This window comes from Ulvibacter sp. 2305UL32-6 (assembly GCF_058148545.1).
In genome coordinates this window covers 391,892-417,042 of the sequence record NZ_JBYVKA010000003.1, presented here as the reverse complement: position 1 = coordinate 417,042, position 25,151 = coordinate 391,892, and the positions used below count along the sequence as shown (strand labels likewise).

Genomic DNA, 25,151 nt, shown 5'->3' with positions numbered 1-25,151 from the left:
TCTTAATCTTCAATAGTTTGTATTGCTGGTTTACTAGAAACTTTTTCTTGTAACCATTGAAATAATATAAATAGGATAGGAATTACAAAGACCCCTAGTAGCGTTCCAATTAACATTCCTCCTGCTGCTCCGGTTCCAATAGAATTGTTTCCTTCTGCACCCACACCTTTCGCTAATACCAAAGGCATTAATCCTAAAATAAAGGCAAACGAGGTCATTAAAATGGGGCGGAGACGTGCTTTGGCTCCATGGATGGCGGCATCGACAATAGATTCACCATTTTTCCTTCTCTGAACGGCAAACTCAACAATAAGAATGGCATTTTTGGCGAGTAGACCAATAAGCATGATCAAGGCAATTTGGAAGTAAATATTATTTTCTAATCCGAAAAACTTAGTGCTTATATAGGCTCCAAATACTCCAAAAGGAATAGAAAAAACCACTGCTAATGGCAATAAATAACTTTCATATTGGGCGCTTAATAAAAAGTACACAAACAAAATACTCAATATAAAAATGAAGGTCGTCTGGTTTCCAGCACTTACTTCTTCTCGAGTTAATCCTGAATACGCAATCGTGTAATTACTAGGCAATTTTGCAACTTCCTCCTCAATAACGCGGATGGCATCACCTGTACTAAATCCATCATTGGTAGCACCCGAAATCATGGTAGAGTTAAACAGGTTAAAACGTGTTACAGATTGCGGACCGTATACGCGTTTCAATTGTACAAACTGTGTGATGGGCGTCATCTCACCAGAATCTGTTCGTACATACATGCTATTAAGATCGTCAACATCTGCTCGATCATCAGGCAATGATTGAATATAGACTCTAAATTGTTTTCCAAATTTTGAAAAATCAGATGCATAAACGCCTCCAATATATCCTTGTAAGGTTGAGAAAATACTATTAATAGGAACCCCTTTTTCTTTGGCTAAAGGCACATTGATCTCCATTTCATATTGTGGATATTTTGTGTTGAAAGAGGATTGCGCATATTTGATCTCCGGATGTGACATCAAAGCCGCTGCAAATTCTTGATTTGCTTTATCCAGGTCTGTAAACTCACCTCCAAACTTATCTAATAAGTTTACTTCAAAACCTGCTGAATTACCAAATCCACGAATACTTGGTGGTGAGAAGAAAATAATGTTGGCCTCTGGCATTGCTGAAACAACCCCAAATAATTTTCCAGTTATCGCTTGAACTGAAAGTGAAGGATCTTTACGTTCACTCCAATCTTTAAGTTTTATAATTCCGAAACCGTAGTTACTTCCGGCGCCACTAATTAAACTTCGGCCTTTAATAAAGTTAACAGCTACAATACCGTCTATACCTTTGATTTTTCCATAGAGATCTCTTGATACGGCATCTGTTCTATCTAATGAAGCACCTGCAGGCAATTCAATATTTGCAAAAATGATCCCGCGATCCTCATTAGGAACGAACCCTGTTGGTGTTGTTTTTGAAGCATAAAAAATTCCTACTATTGCCAACACTAGCAATAATGCAGGCACCCATTTTCTTTTGTATAAAAACTGAAGGGATCTTCCGTATCTATCTACTGTAGCATTAAACCCACGATTAAAGAGTGTATAAAAACGTTTTAACGGACTTTTACCTTTTAAATCTTCGTCATCTTTATGTGCTTTTAATAATAAGGCACATAAGGCCGGACTTAAGGTTAAGGCGTTTACTGCGGAAATGAGAATGGCAATTATTAACGTGACTCCAAATTGCTCATAGAATACACCTGTTGGTCCAGAAACAAAAGTTACAGGTATAAATACGGCTGCCATTACCAAAGTAATAGAAATAATGGCGCCAGATATTTCGTTCATGGCGTTTAGAGTGGCCTTCTTGGCACTCTTTTCGCCTTCATCTAATTTGGCATGTACCGCCTCTACAACCACAATGGCATCATCAACCACAATACCAATTGCAAGGACCAAAGCAAATAACGTTAATAAGTTAATTGAATACCCAAAAACGTTTAGGAAAAAGAATGTCCCAATAATAGATACGGGAACCGCAATTGCTGGGATTAAAGTAGAACGAAAATCTTGTAAAAAGAGGAATACCACTAAAAATACCAGTACAAAAGCCTCTAAAAGCGTTGTAATTACCTTTTCTATAGATGCATTTAAAAACAAGCTTGTATCGTAAGGCACAAAAATGCTTAAGCCCTCTGGAAGATCTGCTTTAACCGACTCTAAAGTTGTTTTTATATTTTCAATGATCTCCTGTGCATTCGATCCTTTGGTTTGAAAGATTCCCATAAACACCGCAGGATTTCCCATACTCATAGCGTTAGCAGAATACGATTGTGCATCTAATTCTATAGTTGCCACATCATTTAAACGAAGAAATTCGCCATTGCCTAAAGCCTTGATTATAATATCGCCATATTGTTTTTCCTCTTTAAAACGACCACTATAGGTTAAGGTATACGAAAATGCTTCCCCGTTATTTTGTCCTAAGGAACCAGCTGCGGCTTCTAAATTTTGCTCTTGTAAGGCCGCGGTAATGTCTGAAGGAATTAAATTGTAGGCTGCTAATTTTTCGGGTTTTAACCAAATACGCATCGCGTAATCTTGTTGCGAGAAGACACTAACATCTCCAACACCACTAATACGTTGCATGGCAGGAATAACATTAATTTTTAAGTAATTCTGAATAAATGTAGCGTCGTAATCATCACTTTCAGAATACATAGAAATAAACATTAAAGCACTAGTTTCCTGCTTTTGCGTCGTTACTCCTGTTTGAATTACTTCTTGCGGTAATAAGGGATTTGCTCTTGCTACACGGTTTTGTACGTTAACCGCCGCAATATCTGCGTCCATTTCCTGATTAAAATATATCGTGATCTCTGCCGTTCCATTGTTTGTGGCAGTAGAAGTAATGTAAGTCATACCTTCTGCACCATTGATTTGCTCTTCAATAGGAATGATAACACTTTCTAAAACGGTCTCAGCATTAGCACCAGGATACGAAGCTGTTACCTTAATCGTAGGAGGTGCAATATCTGGATATTCCTCTATGGGTAGACTTGTGATACTTATAACGCCAAGTACAACTATAATGATAGAAATTACCGTCGAAAGTACGGGTCTTTCAATAAATGTTTTTAACATAATGACAGGGATCTAATTAGTTTTTAAATAAGGTTTTGATAGGGGTAATGATGCTATCATAAGCTACTTCTTGAGGTGTAATTGGCATGTCATTGCGTAATTTTCCTACGCCCGAAACAATAATTTTATCCCCTTCCTCAATACCCGATTCAACAACATATAAATTTGAAATCGACGCTTTCACCTTGATTATCGTTAAAGCAACCGTGTTGTCTTCTTTAAGTTTAAATGCCATGATATTTCCTTGTTGCTCGTAGGTGGCTTCCTGCGGAATAACAATGGCATTTTCATACACGATAGGAATTTGAATTTTTCCGCTGTTACCATTTGTTAGCAACTGATTTGGATTGTCAAAAACCGCTCTAAAGCTTACCGTTCCTGTATTTGAGTTTATTTGACCAGAGCTGGTTTCAATTTTACCTTTTTCTGAATAGGTTTTTCCGTTGGCAAGAATCAAATTGACTTCCGGATAATTTGCAATCTTTTCTTCCAGATTTTCCCCCTTTGTATTCTGAAGAAAATCTAAATAATCAGATTCATTCAAACTGAAAAAAGCATATACTTTTTTAATATCGCTAACTACCGTTAATGGTGTTTGGTCATTGGGGCTCACCAAGGAACCTTCTCTAAACTGTATTGAACCTACATAACCATCTACCGGACTTTTAACGGTTCCATAGCCAATATTCGCCGCAATACTGTTATAATTTGCTTTGCTTTGCGCCAAATTTGCTTTCGCAGTTTCTAATTGAACGGCACTTATGATATTCTTTTCAACCAACGGAATAAGTTTGTCAACCTCAACTTGAGCTGCATTTACACGTGCTTTAGCGGCACCCGCATCTTGACTTAACGATTGAGTCTCTAACTTAAATAGGGTTTGTCCTTTGCTTACTTTTTGTCCTTCATCAACATACACTTTCTGAACATATCCAGAAACCTTGGCTCTCACCTCACTGTTAATGATTCCTTCAATAGTTGTTGGATACGTGTTAAACCCAGTAACCGTCTTCGTTGCAATTTGTGCAACCGGAATACCCATTGCCGGTCTTACAGCAGCAGCTTGTTCTTTGTCTTGGTCACTACAAGAAACTAAGAGCAATCCGAAGAGAATAAATATATAAAAAGGTATTTTTTTCATGGTAAGTTGATTTTTTAAGAGGCGTTGTTTTTATGAAATTGAACCATTTTATCAATGGTTGTTTTAAGATTTTCTTGATGAGACATTAAGTATTGCTGAAAAATGAGACCAATAGATTCGTTCTTGTCAAATTTCTCAGGATGATGCTTACAATTATATTTGTTGATCTTTTCAACAATTTTCAACTCCTTCTGTGCCGATAGCAAATACTCTTGAAGCGTGATCTTTAGGTAGTTCTTAGAGGGTCTGAAATAGCGTTTTCGATCACCCGATTTTGTAAAATATTCAACAAATTTTAATTGTACTAATAAATTTAGATTGGTAGAAACCGAACTTTTACTAGACTCGGTCATCGCTACAAATTCTTCAAAACTATGCCCGTGATCATCAGATAGGATCATAAATGCATAAATACGCGCAGCTAGGGGCGCAAAACCGTGACGATCTTCAAGGTTGATTCCAACTTCTTCGATCAATTGGCATTTTTCGGTAGAACAATTTTTCATAATCAGGAATTAAATATTGGACAAATATAGTATTGGTTCGGAACATACCGAACCAATACTATATTAATATTTCGTTAAAAAATTTAAAGGGGTTGAAATTGTGGTTTTTGCAGGAATTTAAACGAAATACTTATTTGAATAAGCCAACTACTTCCTTGATTGTCGCAGTGTCTGAAATGCCTTCAGAACCAGTTTGAAAAAAAGATTTGGTGTTGGTCACTAGGTTTTTATTTGAAGTAGCCGAAAGATGAATGCTCTCAAACCCAGCGTCTTTAAATTGAAGCACATTGCTTGTATTTATGCCGCTCCCAGGCATGATCTCAAGTTGATCCCTGGCAAGCAATTGTAGTTTTTTAAGCAGCGGCAATCCGTCAATCGCTTTGTGTTGTTGCCCCGAACTTAAAAGTCGATCTACTTTTAAGTCGATCAATGTTTTTATTTCCTTTTCAGGATGATTACATGCGTCAAAGGCGCGATGGAATGTAAAGCACATTCCTTCGGAAGCGGCAATGAGTCGGGAAGTAGCTTCAACATCAATATTCCCTTCCGAAGTCAAAACGCCACTTACTACACCTTTAATCCCTGCATTTTTGCAGAATGTTATAGCATCGATCATATGCTGTAATTCTTGTTCAGAATATATAAAATCACCTTTACGCGGACGAATAAGGACGTGCGTTTCAATGGTAAGTGTGTTAACTACAGTGCGTATTTCAGTGTGGGAAGGTGTGAGTCCGCCAACAGCCAATTGTGTACATAATTCAATGCGGTCTGCGCCACCTAATTGAGCATTTTGGGCGCTTTGAATACCATTGGCGCAAATTTCTACGACCATACTTATTCTATTATGATTTCGTCAATAAAGGTCCAAGCCTTATTTCCCGCGCCTTGGAGTCCGTTGGGAATCATCCCATAGCTAGGAATCACAAGTGTAATTTCTTTGATTAACGCATCCTTAGTTTGAAAGGAAATAGAGCTCGTTGCAATGGGATCCTCATCTTTTATGTTTACAACATTTTCTATTGAAACGTCTTTATCATTCTCGAGCTTGGCTGTGGCTAAAACTAGAGGAGGTGCATAGATCCATTGTCCGGTTGCATTGTAAAACCGCAGATCAAGTTTTTCAATTTTTTGTGGCTCGGGGAAGGTGAGCGTAATTTCTAGATCATCGCCCCAAAACCCGAGCCATTCGCTGTCTCCGTATCTCGTATTGCTGCCAACCACACCATTAATAAGGCCGTTTTTTCCACTACCGCTATACGCCTTATGAGGTTCGGCGTTGATTGAGATAGTTGCCAAAACTCCTTTGTGAAGAAGGATGTCTTCGGAAAAAGTTCGACCTACTTTTTTTCCTTCTTTAAATACGTTTGCACGAATGTTTGATGAAGCTGTGATTGGGATCCTTCCTTTATATACTTTTTCTTCCGAAGCATTTAAAACATAGTGTATTTCTTTTCCAGGAACGGCTGTGGACAAGCTGTAAAACAACGTATCATTTTCTTTAACAATGCTACCTTTGAGATCATAAAGGTGATTAGCATAATTCACTTGTTGCAGATCAAGTCTTTGATTAAATTGCTCAACACGGGTCAAAAATTCATTATAATCGGTTTCTGGCTCCGTCGTAGGACCGCTCCAAACTATCTCGCTCATCGCAAGCATTCTGGGAAAGATCATATATTCCACATGTTCTTCAGTAGAAATGTATTCGGTCCATAGATTGCCTTGTGCCCCTAACACAAATTTACTTTCGGCTTCGTTTAATTCCTTTGGAATAGGATTAAATTCATATACTTTTTTCAGAGGAAGAAATCCGCCAATGGCAAGAGGTTCATCGTCATTTTCGGCTTGATAATAATCAAAATAAGCATGTGAGGTTGGCGTTAAAATTACATCGTGGCCTTCTCGGGCTGCCTGAATTGCCCCTTGTGTACCTCGCCATGACATCACGGTAGCATTGGGAGCAAGTCCGCCCTCCAAGATCTCATCCCAACCTATGATCTTTTTGCCTTTGCTATTGATATAAGCTTCCTTTTTTGTGATAAAATAACTTTGTAAGCCATGTTCATCTTTTAAATTGTGGTCTTTGATCAACTTCTGACAATGAGCGCAAGATTCCCACTGTGTTTTAGGAGCTTCGTCGCCACCAATATGGATATATTCTCCCGGAAATAGCGGAATGACCTCGTCAAGAACATTTTCCAAAAAGGCAAAGGTCTTTTGATTCGGACAAAAGATATCCTCAAAAACGCCCCATGTAGTTGCAACGGGAATCTCTTTGCCAGTACAGCCCAACTCAGGATATGCGCTGATAGCCGCTTGCGCGTGCCCAGGCATTTCAATTTCAGGGATGATGGTTACCTGATGTTGCTCAGCAAAGCGTACAATTTCTCTAACGTCCTCTTGCGTATAAAATCCGCCGTAGCGTTTCCCGTCATATTGCTGCGGGCTATCACTGTAGTGACCAACGAGCGTCTCGTCACGATAAGCCGAATGTGTTATTAAATCGGCATATTGCAATATTTCAATTCTCCAACCTTGATCGTCGGTAAGATGCCAATGAAAATAGTTTATCTTTAATGAGGCGAGATGGGCAATATATTCTTTAATGAATTCCTTCGGAAAAAAATGCCGCGCTACATCCAGATGCATTCCACGATAGCGAAACTTTGGAGCATCGGTGATGGTTACAAACGGAACACTTACAGCGCCAATACCTTTTTTAGTATTCACAACCATCTCATCTGGGAGTAATTGAATAAGTGTTTGCACCCCGTAAAAAGCTCCCGATGCATCGCTGGCTTCGATCAAAATACCATGTTCATTTATATTTAAGGTATACCCCTCGGCAGGAAGTTTGGTGTTTTCTCGAATTACAATATCAGCGTTTGAAGCTGTCGGCGAAAGCTCGCCAAAGCCGGCACCCATTTGTAGATACCCAAGTAAATGGCGATACGCATTTTCAAAGTTATCAGGAGCATTGATTTTAGTTTCAAAATCAAGCACATAAAAATCGTCGCCCACAGTCAATTGTTGAGGTTTTGGAATGATGGACGTATTTCCTTGGATCACCGAATCCTTTTGGCAACTCAAAACCAGACTTGAAATAAAAATTACTAGAATAAGAGGAATGGTGCGCATTTTATTGAATTTGATTAAGCGTTAGGTAACTTATGTTTGCTTCGGAAATGTCGGTTTTAAAAATAACAACTTTTGATTCCTTTGGAAGCAAGTCGAAAAAATTATCATCAAAATGACCTTTCGAATCACTGTATAAAAAAACATCTTTTTGAAGTACTTCGGAGGTAAGCCTAAGGGTGAAACCTTCGGCTGTTTTTTTAGTTTCAATAGCAATTTCTTGCTTCGGAAGCTTTAAATCTTTAGGTTTTTCAAAATAAAAGATGCTTTTTTCTTTTTCAAACGTGATTTCAGCAAATGACTTAGCAGGATTAAACTCAAAATCAGAAAGAAGCATTTTTAAAACGACTTCATTTTTATTTCTATCCGTTTGATAGTTATAAAGCGTTTGTTCTTTAATTAAGTTTCCTTCAAAATCTTTGATAGCGACACGCAAGGTGCCCGTTATAGAAGTTAGCGCATCATCTGCAACTGTAACGTTTAAATATTCACCTGCTTCCCAAGCGAGTATTAATCTGTTCTCAAAGGCACGTTTTGCCTTGTAATGTAGTGCTTTCCAATTACCTAAACCGTCGATACTAGACCAAGAAACTACAGGCCAGCAATCATTCAGTTGCCAATAAAGCGAACCCATATTATAAGGTTTTGCTTTGCGTTGCGCGCGAATGCCTTTGGTGATGCCATAGGCTTGTAACAACTGACTCACATAAACATATTCACGGTCATTTTCTGGTACGGGATAGTCGCGCGCCATATATTCTTTGATTAATTGAAATCCGCGACTATGTTTTTGATGTGTAGTAAAACCGGGATGTGAAATAGCAATGGAATCTTGCTCGGTAAAAAATTGAATGGCCTCATAAGAAGGAAATGATTGAAATCCGAATTCACTCATAAAACGAGGAATTTCCTCTTCAAAATGTTCAAACGGATAGCCATCGTGCCAAACCCACCAATCGTGAGCATCGCCTTCGGTTTTATAGCGTTTGTCACCCCGCCCGTATTTTGGAGAGCTCTCCCAATAGTTCACAGAAGGATGTAAACTGTCAACCACACGAGGCAGTACATGCCTAAAAACGGCGTGATAGTCGCTCCAGATTTTGGCACGCTCTTCAGTGGTTTTATCATCTGCCCAGCCCCAGCGCGCCCAGCCTTCACTGTTCTCATTGTTGCCGCACCACAAAGCGATACTAGGATGTTTCCGAAGACGTTTTACATTTTCTATGGCTTCCTGTTTTACATTTTCAATAAAAGCCGCGTCGCCCGGATACATGGCGCAGGCAAACATAAAATCTTGCCAAACAAGCACGCCTTTTTCATCGCATAAATCGTAAAAAAGATCATTTTCATAAACACCTCCGCCCCAAACGCGAAGCATATTCATGTTGGCATCAACCACATCGGTTATCAGTTTTTCACGATCTTTTTGTGTTACTTCAGGAAGAAAAATATTTTGTGGAATATAATTGGCGCCTTTCATATAAACAGGTTTGCCATTCAGCTTAAAAAAGAAGCTTTCACCAATGCTATCTTTTTCAGTGACGAGCTCAATGGTTCGTAACCCAATTTTCTGCACCTCTGAGCTAATTATTTGTTGCTTTTTTTTGATCGTTATTTTGAATTCATACAAAAAAGGCGCTCCTAGATTGTGCGTCCACCAAAGCTTCGGATCTTTAATGGAAAGCGGAATTTTATAGATCGTACTTGGCCCATACAATTCTTGATTCACTTTTTTAATTTCTCCTGTTGTCACATTTTCAATCACGATATCACAAAAGTCGTGTAAGTCGCTATCAAGAGTAATATGGGCGGTTAGGTTTGCTTCGGAAGTATTGATTTCATTGGTTTCAATATAGACATCTCTCAGTCTTATTTTATCGTAACTGATTAGCGATACGTCGCGCCAAATCCCCATCGTCTTGATCTTAGGGCCCCAATCCCAGCCGTATTGAAATTGTGCTTTTCGCGAAAATACACGCGGTGATTCGGGGAGTGTGTACGAAAGTTTATCGGCTTCATTTTGTTCAATAGAATCGACCGGTTGAAAAAGTACGCGTAATCTATTTTCTTGCTGAAGGAGATCGGTTACATCAATTTCCCAGCTTCGAAATGCATTGTTAGCCGTAAGAATCAACGAATCGTTTAAAAAAACAGTCGCATAGGTGTCTAAACCTTGAAATGCTAAAAAATGTTTTTTCTTCTGAAGTACTTCCGAAGCCACGGAAAAAGTAGTTCTGTACGTCCAATCTTTTTCTGAGACCCATTGAATAGAATCCTCATTGTTTCCCTTAAACGGATCAGGGATTGCGCCCAGATTCAGTAGATCGGTTTGTACAGTTCCAGGAATCGTAGCGGCTCGCCATTGCCCTGTCTTGGCTTCCGAAACCTCCCAATTTGAATGTAATAAGATCTCCGAATTACGCGAATCACCACAGCCAATAAGTGTGATAAGAATAATGAACCAAGGTAGAAATCGCATGCCACTAAAATAGTTAAAAGTTTACATCGAAGCTTTCGTTATTTCAATTTGCTGCTTGATAGCGTTTCCTTTTTGGTCTGTAGCTGTCAAAATATAACTACCAGGGTTTGGCGCTAACGCCAGCTCATGAAAGGTTTCGGTTGTACCTATATAATGATCATCCAAATACCAATAAACTTTTGTTTCGGGAGCGCGATGTGCCAATTTAAAAATCACTTCATTTACCTGGGCGTCAAAGTTCTTTGCTAATAAAATGGTTTCGTTTTTCTTAGGGAATATAAATTCCATAGGCAATTCACCTTCTTGTAAACAACCTGACGCAAATGGCGGAAGCGCTTTGTATTCGGGATGTAAAGGCGCATAATAATATTCCATGATGGGCGGAAGCGCAAACCAACTTTGCTGTTTCATTTCAGCTAGATCGTAGCATGAAGAATTCACCCGAAAATCTTCCGAAGCATCTAAAAACACCTTTTGATGATAATTACAAGAGCTTGTTTTGATTCCGTTCTTCGGAATAAATTCGGAAGTGCTCTCACCACAGAAAACACCCGCTAAATGACCGCTTTTTGTACAGATATCGGCTTCAATAAGTTCGTCGTAGGGCGTCGCGAACCACTCTGTTTTTGGAAGCATATCAAGCACATCAAACAACATCGGTGCGGCAGCTTGGAGTCCGGTAAGCCCGGGACGCCCCTCGCCGTCTGCATTTCCAGCCCACACACCAATAGCATATTTAGGTGTTACACCAACGGCCCAGGCATCTTTAAAACCAAAGCTCGTACCTGTTTTCCACGCAATTGATTGTGAATTACTAAAAAAGCTCCAATTTTCTTCTCCTTGCGGTCTGTTTACTTTCTGAAGCGACTCGAATGTTTTATAAATAGCTCCCGCATTAAATAATGGCGCCTTGTTTTGTTTTTTTCCGAAGGAAATAGCAGTATTGTGTACATAGATCGGACTCATAAACTCATCTTCTCGGTATTCGCTGGAGGAATGATTAAAAAAATCGAGCGTTGACGCTAATCCGGCATAACTGCTGGTGATATCCCAAAGGGAACTCTCGGCGCCGCCCAAAATAAGGGATAAGCCATAATAATTCGCCGGTTTATCTATTTGCGGCTGATTCATTTTCTTTAATTTATTATAAAAACGTTCGAGTCCGTATGAACGTAGCATACGAACAGCTGGAACATTTAACGATCGTGATAAGGCGACGCTTGCTGGAACAGCACCGTTAAACTTTTTGTCAAAATTTTCTGGATTATAACCATTAATAACCGTGGGAACATCAGCGACCAAGCTATTTGGAAGCAATTCGCCACTATCTAACAAAGCCGTATATAAAAAAGGCTTTAAGACACTTCCTGTGCTTCGTGATTTGGTGATGATATCGACATAATTGTTGTTGTCTTTGGTTGTAGGAGCGTTGCCAACATAGGCAATGACCTCGCGGGTTTTGACGTCGAGCACCAAAATTGCAAGATTGTGAATTTCGTTCTGTTGCAACTGGTAGTGATGTTCTTTGGCAATGCGATTGACCTTTTTCTGAAGGTTGTAATCTATGGTTGTTTGAATGCGTTGTCCGTGAAATTCTTGTCGAACACGTTCCGTAAGGTGGGAAGCAACTTCGGGCAACGGAAAAGGTTTTCCCGGGAGGTTTTCATCTAAAGCAAGCTCAAACGTAGTTTGATCAATAATTTTCTTGTCGAACAATTTCCGAAGTAATCGATCGCGCTTTGCTTTTAAGATGGCTTCATTTTTCCCTGGAAAGATCAAAGATGGCGCATTGGGTAAAACTGCCAAGGCAGCCGATTGCCCCCAGCTCAACTCGCTGGAGGGGAGTCCGAAGTACCGCCACGAAGCCGTTTCAAGACCAACAACATTGCCGCCAAAAGGAGCATAGGAGGCGTACATATTTAAAATTTCCTTTTTAGAATACCCCGCTTCTAAACGGGTTGCCTGAACCAGTTCGATACCCTTTTCGAAATAACTACGTTGTTTATTCTTCCGGGATAACCGAATGACCTGCTGGGTTAGCGTACTTCCACCGCGACGTTTATCTGTAGTTATATTTCCCCAAAGGGCTTTGCTCATTGAAATCGGATTAAACCCAGGGTGTTGGTAAAAATGCTCATCTTCAAAAAGTAAAATGCAATGTTCAAATCGGTTCGGAACACTATCCATTGCGGGAAATCGCCATTGGCCGTCATCGGCAATACGAGCTCCGAGCATAATTCCTTCTTTGCTCGTAACAACAGTAGCTGTAGGCACGTCAAAAAGATGGCTCGGCAAACAAAATAGCCACAACACAAACCCCACAAAGAAAACAGTGAGTTTTACTTTGTGTCGTATTAAAAACTTGATATGACCTTGTTTTGCGCTCATTATAATTTTATGGATCCCTTAGGTTGGTTTTCAGTTTACTGAAAAGGGGGGTGGATGAACTTATTGCTCTACCGTGACCCAGATTCCTTGATTTCGAGCGTAATAATTATTGTCGTACATCGCTTCCACTTGGGTGCCTGGGAGGTAATAGGTTCCCAAATAGCTTGCATTGAGCTTGACATTAAAGGTTTTCGATTTCTTTCGGTTTAGATCGAAATAGAAATTAACTCGGTCATCGCGAATGTCTGTATAACGAGCATCGCCTTTTGCTCCGCCGCCTAATTCAGTAAAGCTCGTATTGACAATTTCCCAACCTCCAGGGAATATTTTAGTCAATGCGATATTATCGATATAGTCTTCCGAAGTATTCGTAACAGTAACGCTAGCATTTATCTCTGAGCCTCGACGTAGCGTTTTTATATCTAACGGTTTGCCATCGCCATCGGTATAGGTCGCGCTCACAGCAAAATTACGTCGTTCGGCGAGTTCATCGCCCAAGGGTAATTTTCCTTTTTGTGCTAAGGTTACATAGACCACATTTCCTTTTTTGTTGGAAACGGTGATTGCATTAGACCCCATCGAAATTCCAAGATCGCGTTGTGCAACCGCACGATCTGTTTTAACTGTGGTCGATTTGCCATTTTGTGTAAAGGTTAGTTCCATTGCTTTACCGCCATTTTTATTGATCATTTTCGCCATCGCTAATAATCCATAGGCAGTTTCTTGTGTGCTATACCAGCGTTGTGACGACAATTCTTTGGCTAGTGAGACTGCGATCTCACGTTGCTGCGGATTCCCGGTCGCAACCATGGTTTCAAGAGCCATGGCTTTATTCCGAAACGGTGAACCATAGGTATGATAGTCGTATTGCTGCGGAACAAAACTCACATTTGCCGTTTTGGTGATCTGCTCAGCAACCTGCTTTTTACCAGCGAGTGCGTAGGCAGCGGCCAAACGCCATTTACCATCGTTACTTAAGTCTTTCGATTCACGCAAGCGGTTCATTGCGGCTAGTTCTGGCTGTCCTGCTAAGGCTAAGGTATATAAGCGATAGGCTTGGGTGAGACTATTATTATATGAGGTGTTTTTTGCACGCCATTGTCGCGCCGCATTTTTTTGATAGCGTAACCAATTGCTCATAAAAGTAATAGGGAGTGCATAACCTTTATTTTTAGCTTCCAGCATAAAATGACCAGCGTAATTAGTTCCCCACTCATCTTCATAGCCTTCTCCAGGCCAGTATGAGAGTCCGCCGTTGGTCGTTTGAAAATTCCCCAAACGTTGAATTGCTGCTTCCATATTACTTTTGATCTCTTTTTTCTTTTCGAAGGTAATATCAAAAACATCGGCTACGAATAACTGCGGAAAAGCGCCGGAAGTGGTCTGTTCGATACAACCATGCGGATATTGAATTAAATAGTCTAGACGTTTTCCGAAGTTCATAGGAGGCACTGTCGAAAATTCGAGCATGGCGCCATTACTTCCCGCAACGCCAAAGGTGTTGAAGTCGATCGTTTGCGAACCGTTTTCAGTTAAGGTGTATTGTGTGGTTTTTTGAGAAATTGGATTGGGGTTCACCACATCAACTTCTACTTTATAACTTGCTTTTTCACCATTTCCTGAAGCCAGAACCTCGATGGTTTGAAATTCTTGCGTTGCCAAAACTTCAAACTCAAAATTGACGATTTGCTCACCGGGTTCCGAAAAAGAAACACGTTTGCTTAGACCATTGAGCGGTTTTAATGCGTCACCAACTTTGAGGGTGATATTTGCGCTTTTCACGTTCTTTTCCATTGCAAAAACCGTCACTGGAAGCGTTACTTTTTCACCCGGAGATAATTTCCGCGGAAGCGAAGCTAACACCATTAATGGCGTTCTAACGGGTGTTGTTTTTTCTGCTTTTCCGTAGGCACTTTTTGCATTATCACCAGCAACAACCATGGTACGCACCGAACCAATATAATTAGGCATCATCAAGGTGTGGCTGGCTTTTTCGCCTGCTTTTAAGGTAAACGGACCAATATATGTCACTACGGGTTTGAATCTATCGGCTTTTCTGTTTTTAGCGCCGGCGGCTTCATCACCCCCACCAATGGCATAAATATTATCAACGCTTCCTGAATATGCACCAATGATATAATCATAAATATCAAAAGTCTTTACACCCAAAGCTTCGCGCGTATAAAATGCTTCATGAATGCGTGGGGTTTTAAAACGGGTAAGATCTAAAAGCCCTTCGTCAACGACTGCGATACTATAGGTCATTGTTTTTTTGTTTACTTCGGAAACCGAAACCGTATAGGCTTCTTCAGGCTTTAAGACTTCCGGCATCGTGAGTTGAGGTTGTAATACGGTGGAAGGATTTTCAACTAAAATCGGAATCACACCATACAATCGAATAGGCAGGTCGTTAGCGGTTTGTGCGTGTGGCTGTAAAAGTGAGATGTTGACAAACACATTTGGCGCCATATCTGCTGTTAGCTTGATTTTAGCTTCAGTTTCGCCTTTTTTAGTTTCCAACCATTGAGTTGATAGCACTTCGGTACCATTTTCAATACTAATAAGTGCGCGTCCTGCACTTCCAGAAGGAAACGAAATAACCGCTTCTTCGCCAACATTGTATTTTTCTTTATCTGCGGAAAATACAAGCATTTTAGCGCTTTCAGCATCGCCATCAACAGGTCGTTTCCACCAGTTTTTATAGAAGTAAGTGATACGTCCAGTAGCGTGACCCGAAGCTTTATCAATGACACGAATAAGGTAGCGTCCGCGATCGTTCTCCGTAATTTTTAGATCGAAAGTGCCTTTTCCAGCGCTATTGGTCGTAACCGTCATGTTTTTAACGGGGCGGTGAATGGTAGCATCTTCATAGCGAGATAAGTTGTCGCTGCCACGATTCCACCACCAACGCCATTCTACTTTAAAAACTTTGACTTCCAGTTCGCGATTTCCGCGGGCATTTCCTTGCGCATCAACCGAAATCAAGTCGAAAGTTGTGTTTTCATCTGTAAAATAGGAGCCGTAGCGATGTGCTTTAGGAGAACGTAAACCTGCAAAGTGAGAAAAAGGAGCAAGATCTTTGGTGAATACATCGATGGAGAAATCACCACCGCCTTCATATACTTTTGTTAGAAAAGTAGCTTTTAGCATACCGGGGGCCTTTTCGCTTAAATTAAATTTTTTGCTAAAGGTTGCGGTACCTTCTTGAGATAGGTTTTGATCTGTGACGTCCATTTCAATTTCGTTGAATTGACGAATAGGATCATTAAATTGATATTCTTTAAACTTTGGAAATGCAGCATAGGTTGATCTCAGGGTGGCGTTCATTTCAATGCGCATATTTCGAGCGGGTGCTCCATGCAGCCATGAGCCCGTTGCGGTACCCGTCACTTCTTTGCTTGCATCTAAAATTTCATCGTCAAAGTCGAGTTTTATCTTGAGTCGGTTGGGCTTAATGGTCGCTACTTTTAGTGATTGTCCGAAGCTCACACCTCCAACAGAAATGTTTGCATTCCAGTTGCCTGTGGGCGCATTTGCGTCTGTTGTGATGGGGAAATAATAAAACCCATTGACGCTAGATTCTACGACGGTTCGTTGTACCATTTTTCCGCGAGCATCGGTTACTTCAAGCTTGACGGGGTGATTTTTTGGTAACGGATTGGCTTTGTCATTGAGCACGAAGGTAAGATGGATGCTATCGCCAGGACGATGAACGCCTCTTTCGGTATAAATAAAGCCTTTGAGTCCTTTTTGCAGCTGCTTTCCGGAGACATCAAATTTACTCAGGGAGAGTGCATTTCCGTCTTCTAGTTTTGCATAAGCATAGTTCTGACCTTTACGCGCTACTACAAACGACACGTTCTTATCGCTGTCATAAATAGCCATTCCTTGTGCATCAGTTGTAACGGTCTCAATACGCTGTTGCTGGTAATTAAAGAGGTCGATTTTAACACCGCTTTCTGGCTTGGTTGAAAGGATGTTGGCTACTGCGAAATGATAAGATCGGTTACTGCCTTCTTTTACGATAAGCCCTAAATCACTTCCTAAGACATTGGTGCTCGCCACTTGATCTTCATGATAATACGCTTGATGACATGGATTTTCGCGTTCACGCCAGTTGTATACATTTTGGCGCCATCGATATAGTTCATTGTCCCAATAACGCTCTTCGCGTTCATCTTCATCGTCAAAATTAGCCTCGTTTGAGGCGTAATCCTCTTCATAATAGTCTTCTTCGTAGTAATCGTCTTCGGTATTGGTCGTGTCGGTAGGGGCAGCATCACAATCATAAGTTGTGTATTCTTTCTTAAAACTAATTTCTACGCGGTATAAGGCACCTGGATCTGCCTTAAAGAGTTCAGAAAGATTGATACCGTGGGCACGCCAGTTGCCGTTGTCTGCGATTCCATCAGAAAGTGTAATGGTCTTTTTAGCGATACGTCTTCCTACCCGTTTCAGATTGTACGCGCTGTTGTCGTTAAGGTTGGCTCCTTGTAAATACTGAAGCATGTTAGGCTCGTAAATTTTTATAATTCGAACATCAACCGCCGAAAGGTTTACAGCTTCAAAATATAGCGGAGTGGAAGCAGCATTAGGAAGAATAACTCCTTTAGACAATAAGCGTACAGCTGGTTTGATTTGTTCGAATGAAACAAGCTCACTAAATTCCTTTTTCAGTTTAAAACCTGAATCGTTTTTTATCCCGTTAAAAACAGTCACGCGAACATCGCCAATAATTCGTGCTGAGGGATATACGTTGAGTACATTTCCGTCGACTTCAAAGCGTAGATCTTGTGCATTTTCAATAGTAACCAAGCCAGCAAAGTCTTGGTTTTGCTGTAAGGGGTCAGAAAAATTTAAAGTTAGTGATGCTTCAGGAGAGAGCGTGCTTTTTACATCAACAATGGTAAAATTGTTTTGCCCGGGAATGGCAAAGGTATTCTCGCCTTTATTTTCTTTGGCTTGTATTGCGCTTCCGTCCCAACTGATTTTTATTTCTGAATCTTCTACCTTTCTTTGAATACTGTCTATGGTAAAGTTAAAGTAGGTTGCAGAACCTTCGGCCTGATCCCACTTTAGACTGATCTTTTTTTCTCCTTGATTTACAGAAACCAACTGCTTTGCTTTGTCGAGCGATATGATATCACTGGATTGGATGGTTCCAGTTACGTATTGCCATTGTTTGCTATACGATTGTAAATTGCCTAGATCGAGTTTGAAATTGGGCTTGATCGTTCTAAAACTGAATGTATAGTTCTTAAATTCTTGATTAATATCTTCATAAAGTTTTGAAAGCTTGACAGTCACCGAATACGCTGTGTCGGGTTTTAGATTTTCTGAAGGAACAAAGATCAATGTTCGTCCGTTTTCAATGGTGAGTTTTCCTTCAGTTTTAGGTGTGATCTTTAAATATTCTGAAGGAATTTCTTGCGCGATCTCATATTGCGTTAGCGGTGTGTTAAGGTCAATACGAATAGGTTCGGCGATTGATTGTATACCAGACGTGTTATAACTAATATACTCTTTGTACTTAAAAAGGTTGTCGGTTTGTGAGGTTTCGGTTTTGTCGCCGCAGGCAGAAATAATAAAGAACGCGACTAGGGTGAGTAGGCGAAGAAAAATTTTCATGTGTGATGGTTTAAAAAGATTATTAAATGTACAAAAAGGTGTTCTAAATGAGTGTCAAAACCCGAAAGGATGTCAACCGCTTGTCGACAATTCCGCGTAAGCGAAAACCATCTAACATTACAAATAATAGCTTTTTAGGGGAAGGGTGTTTAGCGATAACGTCTCCCTTTTAAAGAATCGTATTTGGAGGGATTAGATTTAATACGAATTTAACAGACTCATGGTGTTGATGCTATAACTTACGATATGCAAGATATTCGGCAAGGTTCCATGAAAGGATATTTTTAGCTTCCCATTTGGTTTTGAATTTTTCTTTTCGCCATTCAATTCTATCGCGGAATGTCTCAAAGGACATATCGTAAGCGTCTATTTCAAAGTTTTCTTTCTGAAAGGTCTCGATCTCAGCCCACCTTGCAGCATCTTGATCCATGGCAGGAAGCGACTTATCTGAAAAATCTAATAAGTAATCAAGGTGCAAATACGATTGGTCAGCATTCGCAAAATTATACTTAGCAATAAGCGAATCCCAAGGGACGGCGGCGGTCAAAATGAGCGCAATAAACCATGCGAAAGCATTGATCTTAAAAAGATAGAAAGCCGATTTCCGTTGGCTAATCTTGACAAATACAGTGTAAAGCCCGAAAATAGTCAACAATAGAAAAACAATAACACCAATGCGTTTGTATGCCAAAGCAAAATATTCAATATACCAATAGTTTCGCATCATGACCGATAGCGCTAGTACTGCATTCTGACATATCCAGATGTAACTAAGAACTTTCAGCCATTTGTTTTGTTTGTAGAAGTTTAGATTTCCGCGGAAAAAATACAACACCAAGGCAATGGAAATCAGGATCGATAAAATAAGTAAATACGTGCCTTCGTGTACAAATTCTTTGAGTGTTTGTCCGTCCCAAACAAAATTAAACCAAACGGTATCGATGTCTATCACATTGATCAATAGGAGGAGCGCATTAAGTGTGATTAAAAGGAAAACACCGGCGTTGTATTCGCTTTTTAAACCGTTCATTCTAAAATATCGTACGCCCGATTTTTTGGTTCGAACAAATGTCTCGTTTGCTTCAGCATCAGTTCTGGCTAAAGCGCTGTTTTTACTTCGTATTAATAAAAATACACTTAGAAATGCGCAAAGTAAGAAGGTGAAAATTAGTGAAAAATTAAGGTGTTCGAAGATAAAATTGATTCCTTTCTGAAGTGGAACACCAAGTTCACTGACCATATTCCCGAAGACATTATTAGAAAAACTGTATATGGAAACAAACACGGCAATGATAGCTATGGGTACGAGGAAAATTCTCGATTTCCAAAAGAAGCGACCCAAGGTATTCTCACGAATTCTTCGATGATATAAGGTTTGTAAAAATTCGGTGGGAGCCGTTACGAGTGCCAAAAAGGCCATACCAAAAGCCGTAAGAAAAGATCTAGCCTTGGCATAATTGAGCATTCCTACAAAAATAAATAATGCTAGGAAATGAATTAAATAGGCGTATACGGTATAGGAAACGACGGTGAAAATGCCTGTTAGCAGAAAACCGACTGCACTTAGCATTTGATTTCGATTGGTAAACTCAAGTTGTTTTGAAAGCCCAAGCCAAAGCAAAAAGAGCAGATCGACAAGCAGTAAATTAAGACCAATACCTTGTTGATAGAAAAGTGCAGTTAAAAGGACGGCGCTTGCGCTTACGGCCGGAAGTAAGGTGTTCATTCTCATCTTGAAACAATTTAGTAAATGTTAGATGTAATGTTTGTCCTTAAGCGCTAAAGTTTATCGGGTTCAAATTTGACCCTGGTTTTAAATTAGACACACACACATGGGAAAGGTTGCGTTATTTAGAGAACTCATATTCACGTTCCACACGGCAGATACGCAATTTGTACCAAGCATACCATTGCTCTTTACCTAATTTTTGAGCATGTAGATGTTCTATATTATTTTTCCAAGCAATGATGGCTTCCTCACTTTTCCAATAGCTAACGGTAATGCCAAGCTCGCTACGGGCCGTTTCTATATCAATAAAGCCAGGTTGTTGTTGTGCAAGATGATGCATTTTTTCGGCCATTTCGGCATACCCATCAAGGGTATCGGTTTGTTGGGTCGTGAAAATTACAGCATAATATGAACTATCCATTTTTCTGTTTTTTATAAAGCAAATAGAGGCCAAAGGCAATAGCTGCAAAACCCGAAAGCCATTTAAATATAGAAGGAATCATTGAGGCTTTCTCGCTCGTCCACGCCATGACTAAAAATAGAACGCCTAAAAAAATGATCAAGTAAGGGTTTGCCGTCTTCTTTTGTGTATTCATAGATTATTCTTCTTTGTAAATACCAATAATTAATTCTCCAGCGGCATTCATATGCGCGCGGTACATACCGGCCGTGTTAAATTCCATGGCGACATTACCATCTTTATCAATGGCAACAATACCGCCGTCGCCACCTAAGGCAGGTACTTTTTTCTGAATGACTTCGGAAGCAGCCTCTTGCAAACTTACGCCTTTGTATTCCATCATTGCTGAAATATCATACGCAACAACAGAACGGATAAAAAATTCTCCCCAACCAGTGGACGAAACGGCGCAGGTCGCGTTGTTGGCGTAGGTTCCGGCGCCAATTATAGGAGCATCACCAATTCGATTCCATCGTTTGTTGGTCATTCCGCCTGTTGAAGTTCCGGCAGCTAGGTTGCCATTTTTATCGAGCGCTGCGCAGCCTACGGTTCCAAATTTGGAGTCTTTAATAAAAGGATCTTCAAAGGAGATCTTTGCATCGTGATCTAACTGTGTTTTCTCCGTTTCCTTAATACGTTGTAACGATTGATATCTTTTTTCGGTGTAGAAGTATGATGGATCTACCAACGGAATAGCACGTGTTTTGGCAAATTCTTCGGCTCCTTTTCCGCTAAGCATCACGTGGTCTGAATTTTCCATGACCTCTCTCGCTAAATCGATGGGGTTTTTTATATGGGTGACCCCCGCAACGGCTCCTGCATCTAGCGTAGCACCATTCATAATAGAAGCATCTAATTCATTGGTGCCTTCCGCAGTAAAAACGGCGCCTTTCCCAGCATTAAATAATGGGGAGTCTTCCATGATATTGATGGTTTTCGTCACGGCTTCCAGGGCATCGCCACCATTTGCCAAAATGGTATGACCGGCAGTGATCGCTTCGGTAAGCTTTTCTCGATATGCTTTTTCAAGCGAATCACTCATATTTTCTTTTAAGATGGTTCCGGCACCTCCGTGAATGACAATTCCGAATGTGGGATTGGCATTTTCGTCATTTTTGATCGCTTCAGAGATCACTTTCTGCGTTTCCGAAGGTACTTTTTGATCCTTTTTACAGCTGAAAAGCACAAAAACTCCGATTAAAAGTGTTAAAATTTGAATTTTTTTCATTTTTCTTCTATTAGGCTACAAATTAGTGAAATATCCCCTGTTACTGGGCATTCTGTAGGAATTAAATGTAGGAATATTTGATAATAAACCTGTTAAAACATCGATAAACGACACATAAAAACCGCTCAAGTGTATTTTGTAGGAAAATATTACATATATTTGAATCAACATCATGCCCCAAATTTGATGCCCCCCAAATTATGAAAACTATCAAAACCAGCCTACTAGCTATGGTATTACTTTTCACCGTAGCATCCTGTTCAAAAGAAGCAGATGTAGAAACACAAGACGACTTAAATTACACCATCGATCTAAACTTAGCTAAAAAGACCGATTGGGATATGGCAAATAGCATCTTAACCTTGGTGAATGACCATCGTGAGGATATGGGCCTTAATAGACTTCAATTAGATCAAACCTATGCATCTGCATACGCGGTTGATCATACAGACTATATGATCGCAACAGATCAAATCAATCACGATAATTTTGAAGAACGAAAAGCAGCACTTAAAAGTCGCGGAGCGATTGTAGTAGGCGAAAACGTAGCCTATGGTTATACAAGTGCTGAAGCAGTTGTAAGTGCATGGCTAAATAGTCCGGGACACAGAGCTGCCATTGAAGGTTCGTATACACACTCCGGATTTGGAATCATGCAATCGGAAGAAGGAAGATATTACTTCACACAAATATTTTATAAAGAGTAGTTAAAACATACTTTTTAAATTGATTCAATTGCCGTATTTTTACGTACACACGTTAAAAATACGGCAATGGCTATTTTAAAACCCTTCAACCTTAATAAATGGATCGCTGAAAATCGCGATCTCCTCAAACCTCCTGTAGGAAATAAAAATCTGTATAAAGAATCGGACGATTATATTGTTATGATCGTAGGCGGACCTAATGCCCGTAAAGATTATCACTACAACGAAACGGAAGAGCTTTTCTACCAATTGGAAGGAAATATAGAGGTCGTTATTCAGGAAGACGGACAGCGAAAGGTCATGAAATTAGGTCCAGGTGATATGTACCTTCATCCGGCCAAAGTACCGCATTCACCGATGCGAGAAGCAAATTCTATAGGCCTTGTAATTGAACGAAAACGCAACGATCTAGAAGGTAAAGACGGACTCCTTTGGTTCTGCGATAACTGTAACAATAAATTACACGAGGTATATTTTACACTTAATGACGTTGAAAAAGACTTCTTAGGACATTTTAAAGACTTCTACGGCAGTAAAGATCTAAGAACTTGTGATAATTGTGGGACTATCATGGAGGTTGACGACCGTTTTACGGATGATAATTAATAATGCATTCCTCTCATCATCATTCTCTTACTTCGTTTGTTGGTGATGGGTTGTCGTTGATGATTCGTCGGATGCAGAGAAGTTGACGACCGTTTTACGGAAGTTTAGCCTTTTCTCTTCGGAAATTTTAATGATCGAAGTACGTTAATAGTACACTATTATGGCTTGCGATTTCTGTTTTTATGGGTGTCGCCTTTTTATCAGTCTTCAAAAAAAGATATAAAACGACGTCTGTCATATAGCTTGTTTGTGCTTTTTTAAGACCTTCAAACTCTATGCGGGTTTCATTTCAAAATCTACAATGGTTTCCATACCTTTGCACCACGTTAATTTTCTCTGCATCCGATGATTGAAACGAGAGAAATGCAACACAAGAAAAAAGAGTTAAATAGCTAATAAACAATAGAGATATGTCAGTAGTAGCAACATCCTTCGGTATCGAAGAAGCATTAAAACAATTAGGTTTAGAAGCCGTCAATAAAGGAACTTCTACCGGGAGCGATTGGTTTTCGGAAGGAGAAGAAATTGCTTCCTACTCACCCGTTGATGGAAAACTAATAGGTAAAGTAACTACAACCTCAAAAGCCGATTATGAAAAAGTAATGACTGCCGCAACTACGTCATTTAAGACGTGGCGTACTACACCCGCTCCTTTGCGTGGTGAAGTGGTTCGTCAATTTGGTGAGGAATTGCGTCGCTTAAAGGAACCTTTAGGAAAACTTGTTTCTTACGAAATGGGGAAAAGTTACCAAGAAGGTTTAGGTGAAGTACAAGAAATGATCGATATCTGTGATTTTGCTGTCGGACTTTCTCGTCAGTTGCACGGTTTAACTATGCATTCGGAACGTCCAGGACACCGTATGTATGAGCAGTACCATCCATTAGGAGTGGTAGGGATCATTTCAGCATTTAACTTCCCTGTGGCCGTTTGGGCATGGAATACAGCCTTGGCTTGGATCTGTGGCGATGTTTGTGTTTGGAAACCAAGTGAAAAAGCTCCGCTTTGTGGTGTTGCTTGTCAAAAGATCGCTGCACGTGTTTTTAAAAATAACGACCTTCCAGAAGGAATCTCTTGTTTAGTGAATGGGGATTACAAAGTTGGAGAGTTTATGACAACCGATAAGCGTGTACCCTTGATCTCTGCAACGGGATCAACTAGAATGGGTAAGATCGTAGGACGTACTGTTGGAGAACGTCTTGGTAAATCATTACTAGAATTAGGAGGAAACAATGCGATCATTGTGACGCCAGATGCAGATATTAAAATGACCGTGATCGGTGCCGTTTTTGGTGCTGTTGGGACGGCGGGTCAGCGTTGTACTTCAACACGTCGTTTGATCATTCACGAATCTATGTACGACAAAGTAAAAGATGCTGTGGTTGCTGCATACGGACAACTACGTATTGGAAATCCATTGGATGAAAATAATCATGTGGGCCCGCTTATCGATAAAGATGCTGTGGCTAATTACAATAAGGCTTTAGAGCGCGTTGTGGCAGAAGGAGGAAACCTTGTTGTTGAAGGTGGCGTTCTTTCTGGCGAAGGCTACGAAAGTGGTTGCTACGTAAAACCAGCGATCGCAGAAGCGAAGAATAGCTTTGAGATCGTTCAGCATGAAACATTTGCTCCGGTATTATACTTACTAAAATACAGCGGAAACGTTGAAAATGCATTAGAGCTTCAAAATGGTGTAAACCAAGGCTTGTCGTCTGCAATTATGACTAACAATCTACGTGAGGCGGAACATTTTCTTTCGGTAGCTGGAAGTGATTGTGGTATTGCAAATGTAAACATTGGAACCAGTGGTGCTGAAATTGGTGGAGCCTTTGGTGGTGAAAAAGAAACTGGTGGCGGTCGTGAAAGCGGTAGTGATGCTTGGAAGGTATATATGAGAAGACAGACTAATACCATTAATTATACTACTGAACTTCCGCTCGCTCAAGGAATCAAGTTTGATCTATAACATAAATCTCTAAGACTTTTGTCTTAAATTGAATAGC

General features: G+C 40.1%; 15 protein-coding genes. 3 read left to right on the top strand and 12 right to left on the bottom strand.

All coding sequences use genetic code 11. From position 1 onward, the window contains the following. Positions 1 to 2: 2 nt before the first annotated feature. From ACY2RU_RS11595 to ACY2RU_RS11540, 12 genes are all read right to left on the bottom strand, one after another. Positions 3 to 3,140, bottom strand: coding sequence for an efflux RND transporter permease subunit (locus ACY2RU_RS11595; RefSeq protein WP_490138627.1), 3,138 nt, complete (start codon positions 3,138 to 3,140; stop codon positions 3 to 5). A gap of 16 nt (positions 3,141 to 3,156) precedes the next feature. After that, positions 3,157 to 4,281 carry an efflux RND transporter periplasmic adaptor subunit gene (locus ACY2RU_RS11590; protein WP_490138626.1) on the bottom strand — a complete coding sequence of 375 codons (1,125 nt, stop codon included), beginning with the start codon at positions 4,279 to 4,281 and terminating at the stop codon, positions 3,157 to 3,159. A 14-nt stretch (positions 4,282 to 4,295) separates the two neighbouring features. After that, positions 4,296 to 4,787, bottom strand: coding sequence for a GbsR/MarR family transcriptional regulator (locus ACY2RU_RS11585; protein ID WP_490138625.1), 492 nt, complete (start codon positions 4,785 to 4,787; stop codon positions 4,296 to 4,298). A gap of 130 nt (positions 4,788 to 4,917) precedes the next feature. After that, positions 4,918 to 5,622 (bottom strand): copper homeostasis protein CutC, encoded by a 705-nt coding sequence (locus ACY2RU_RS11580; RefSeq protein WP_490138624.1) that lies wholly within the window; start codon positions 5,620 to 5,622, stop codon positions 4,918 to 4,920. A gap of 2 nt (positions 5,623 to 5,624) precedes the next feature. Beyond that, positions 5,625 to 7,928 carry a beta-N-acetylhexosaminidase gene (locus tag ACY2RU_RS11575; RefSeq protein WP_490138623.1) on the bottom strand — a complete coding sequence of 768 codons (2,304 nt, stop codon included), beginning with the start codon at positions 7,926 to 7,928 and terminating at the stop codon, positions 5,625 to 5,627. Between the two features lies 1 nt (position 7,929). Continuing rightward, positions 7,930 to 10,404, bottom strand: coding sequence for a beta-mannosidase (locus ACY2RU_RS11570; protein WP_490138622.1), 2,475 nt, complete (start codon positions 10,402 to 10,404; stop codon positions 7,930 to 7,932). Positions 10,405 to 10,425: 21 nt separating this feature from the next. Then, positions 10,426 to 12,792, bottom strand: coding sequence for a penicillin-binding protein 1C (gene pbpC, locus ACY2RU_RS11565; protein ID WP_490138621.1), 2,367 nt, complete (start codon positions 12,790 to 12,792; stop codon positions 10,426 to 10,428). Between the two features lie 60 nt (positions 12,793 to 12,852). Further along, positions 12,853 to 18,420 carry an alpha-2-macroglobulin family protein gene (locus ACY2RU_RS11560; RefSeq protein ID WP_490138620.1) on the bottom strand — a complete coding sequence of 1,856 codons (5,568 nt, stop codon included), beginning with the start codon at positions 18,418 to 18,420 and terminating at the stop codon, positions 12,853 to 12,855. Between the two features lie 232 nt (positions 18,421 to 18,652). Then, positions 18,653 to 20,152, bottom strand: coding sequence for a DUF4153 domain-containing protein (locus tag ACY2RU_RS11555; RefSeq protein WP_490138619.1), 1,500 nt, complete (start codon positions 20,150 to 20,152; stop codon positions 18,653 to 18,655). 115 nt (positions 20,153 to 20,267) lie between these two features. After that, positions 20,268 to 20,570, bottom strand: a complete 303-nt coding sequence (locus tag ACY2RU_RS11550; RefSeq protein WP_490138618.1) for an antibiotic biosynthesis monooxygenase family protein — start codon at positions 20,568 to 20,570, stop codon at positions 20,268 to 20,270. Beyond that, positions 20,563 to 20,745: a hypothetical protein gene (locus ACY2RU_RS11545; RefSeq protein ID WP_490138617.1), complete on the bottom strand. Its 183-nt coding sequence runs from the start codon at positions 20,743 to 20,745 to the stop codon at positions 20,563 to 20,565. The genes ACY2RU_RS11550 and ACY2RU_RS11545 overlap by 8 nt, the downstream gene beginning before the upstream one ends. A gap of 3 nt (positions 20,746 to 20,748) precedes the next feature. Then, complete coding sequence (locus ACY2RU_RS11540) at positions 20,749 to 21,837, bottom strand: isoaspartyl peptidase/L-asparaginase family protein (protein WP_490138616.1); 1,089 nt, start codon at positions 21,835 to 21,837, stop codon at positions 20,749 to 20,751. A gap of 200 nt (positions 21,838 to 22,037) precedes the next feature. Here ACY2RU_RS11540 and ACY2RU_RS11535 point away from each other — a divergent pair, with 200 nt between their 5' ends. From ACY2RU_RS11535 to amaB, 3 genes are all read left to right on the top strand, one after another. Continuing rightward, positions 22,038 to 22,544, top strand: a complete 507-nt coding sequence (locus tag ACY2RU_RS11535; RefSeq protein ID WP_490138615.1) for a CAP domain-containing protein — start codon at positions 22,038 to 22,040, stop codon at positions 22,542 to 22,544. A gap of 66 nt (positions 22,545 to 22,610) precedes the next feature. Continuing rightward, positions 22,611 to 23,150: a 3-hydroxyanthranilate 3,4-dioxygenase gene (locus ACY2RU_RS11530; protein WP_490138614.1), complete on the top strand. Its 540-nt coding sequence runs from the start codon at positions 22,611 to 22,613 to the stop codon at positions 23,148 to 23,150. 410 nt (positions 23,151 to 23,560) lie between these two features. Continuing rightward, a complete protein-coding gene (gene amaB, locus ACY2RU_RS11525; protein WP_490138613.1) occupies positions 23,561 to 25,114 on the top strand; it encodes an L-piperidine-6-carboxylate dehydrogenase in 1,554 nt (517 codons plus the stop codon). Positions 25,115 to 25,151: the final 37 nt, after the last annotated feature.